The following is a 1,929-nucleotide window of genomic DNA, read 5'->3' as shown; positions in this document are numbered from 1 at the left end:
GGTGCGCCGAGCATGGCGCGTGGTGCGCAAGCATCGCTCGACCGGGATGGTATCCGTTCGATGACTTGGAGGTGAAAGTCCTCTACGGGCCCTGGTGATGGGAACCGTTAGCCGAACAGCAAGGGCGTTGTCGTAAGGCGGGGTCTGAAGGAAGCTGTAAGCAAAGTGCCGGCCTGACGAACAGGAAGCGCATAAGAGGCAGTCGCATCAGGGCAAGGGGGCCCATTTACCCAAAGCCCGATATCACCCGGATGATGCGGCTGTAGATGCGACAGGTATATGGCATGAAGGTCACGCGTCTTACCTCGGGAGATCTGTCGCCTCGCCACCGGCAACGGTGTGCTACCGCCGCTGAGAAGCGACGGAATAGGGCGGCAGAAGTCAGCAGATGCCGTAGTAGCCGTACCGGACGGCGAAGGGCTGAACATGAAGTGTCGGATGGAGAACGATCTTTCGATGACGACAGCAGATGCAGATAATGGAGCTGAAACGCCCCATGCCCATGCGGAAGGTAGTGGCCGGAAGCTGCGAGAGGATGCCTTGGGCGCATCAAACGTCACGGCAGGATCGTCCAACTCACAACCGAAGGACGCGATGCAACTGATGGAAATGATCGTCAGTCGCGATAACATGATAGCGGCCTTACACCGCGTGGTGTCGAACAAGGGAGCGGCGGGCATCGACAAGATGAGCGTTGGCGACCTGAAGCAGCATCTCGTATCGCATTGGCCGCGCATCAGGGAAGACCTGCTGGCGGGTCGGTATGAGCCAGCGCCGGTGCGCGGGGTGGAAATCCCCAAGCCCGGCGGCGGGAAACGCCTTCTTGGCATTCCCACGGTTCTCGACCGCCTCATCCAGCAGGCGATACATCAGGTGCTGATGCCGATCTTCGACCCAGGCTTCTCCAATTCCTCTTTCGGCTTTAGGCCGGAGCGGAGTGCCCATGATGCGATCCTTGCCGCACGGTCCTATGTGGCCGACGGTTACCGCGTTGTGGTTGATCTTGATCTGGAGAAGTTCTTCGACCGGGTAAACCACGATGTGCTGATGGCACGAGTGGCACGCAAGGTCTACGACAAACGGGTGCTGCGGTTGATCCGCCGTTATCTGCAAGCCGGGTTGATGATGGGCGGGATGACGACAATGCGAAGCGAGGGAACGCCGCAGGGCGGTCCCCTGTCTCCGCTATTATCAAACGTCTTGCTCGACGATCTGGACAAGGAACTGGAACAGCGCGGACATCGCTTCTGCCGCTACGCCGACGACTGTAATATCTATGTGCGGTCAATGCGTGCTGGTCAACGGGTGATGGCTTCGCTCACCACCTTCCTTGAAAAGAGGCTGAAGCTGAAGGTCAACGCCACCAAGAGCGCTGTTGATCGTCCATGTAACCGGGTCTTTCTGGGCTACTCAATGACGGCTCACCGTATGCCCCGCCTTAAGGTGGCGGTACAAAGTGTGAAACGTCTTCGTGGTAAACTGAAAGCCCAGTTCCGGGCTGGGCGTGGCCGGGCCATTGACGCCACCATCAAGGACCTAGCGCCGATCCTGCGCGGCTGGACAGCTTACTTTAAGCTGGCTGACGTGAAGGGGACGTTCGAGGAAATGGATGGATGGGTTCACCGCAAGCTGCGGGCTACCCTGTGGCGGCAATGGACGAAACCAGCCGCGCGCGCAAGAAACCTGATGCAACGAGGCATAAAGAAGGAGCGTGCATGGATAAGTGCCAGCAATGGCCGGGGACCATGGTGGAATGCCAGAACCTCACACATGCACGAAGCCCTACCGAATGCCTACTTCACCAAAATCGGGCTGATCTCGTTCCTGAAGGAACACCGACGCCTATACTACGCTTCATGAACCGCCGTATACGGAACCGTACGTACGGTGGTGTGGGAGGAGGGCCTAAAATGCCCTCCTACCCGATTC

At 58.5% G+C, this 1,929-nt stretch carries 1 protein-coding gene; it reads left to right on the top strand.

Translation table 11 applies throughout. From position 1 onward, the window contains the following. Nucleotides 1-456 precede the first annotated feature (456 nt). Nucleotides 457-1,860: a group II intron reverse transcriptase/maturase gene (ltrA, locus tag F9K94_RS24190; protein WP_151649016.1), complete on the top strand. Its 1,404-nt coding sequence runs from the start codon at nt 457-459 to the stop codon at nt 1,858-1,860. The last annotated feature ends 69 nt before the right edge of the window (nt 1,861-1,929 follow it).

Source organism: Brucella tritici (assembly GCF_008932285.1).
Taxonomy (GTDB): Bacteria; Pseudomonadota; Alphaproteobacteria; order Rhizobiales; family Rhizobiaceae; genus Brucella; species Brucella tritici.
The sequence above is the reverse complement of the archived record's forward strand: the minus strand, read 5'-3'. Positions and strand labels throughout refer to the sequence as shown.